This is a genomic window from Paraburkholderia sp. RL18-085-BIA-A (genome assembly GCF_046027075.1).
GTDB lineage: Bacteria > Pseudomonadota > Gammaproteobacteria > Burkholderiales > Burkholderiaceae > Paraburkholderia.
In genome coordinates, this window is the sequence record NZ_JARESU010000690.1 from 1 (window position 1) to 317 (window position 317).

1 protein-coding gene is annotated in these 317 nt (G+C 63.4%); it reads left to right on the forward strand.

Annotation, left to right across the window (positions count from 1 at the left end):
• Window positions 1-22: 22 nt before the first annotated feature.
• Window positions 23-317, forward strand: a 295-nt coding sequence (locus P0D89_RS54410; RefSeq protein ID WP_408379911.1) for a hypothetical protein, incomplete at its 3' end; no start/stop codon positions are given.

Consider the following 317-nt stretch of genomic DNA (forward strand, 5'->3'; position numbering starts at 1 on the left):
TAACGCCGACGATCCGTTGTGCATGAAGATGGCGGATCATACCGATGCAAGCCGGCTGTGCTATGTCACGATGAACGCTGCGCACCCGTTGGTCGGCGAGCATATTCGCGCGGGCGGCGCGGCGCTCGTGCTGGAGGAAGAAGCCGGCGGTCACCTGATCGTGCTGTGGGATAGTGGCCGGCGCGTTCCATTGTTGTGGACATATCTGATTCCCGCCACTGTGCAAGGGCTCGCGCTGCACAATGTGCAGAACGCGATGTTCGCCGCGGCGCTTGCCCGTGGCCTCGGAGTCGACGTCGAGGGCATCCAGCTCGGCA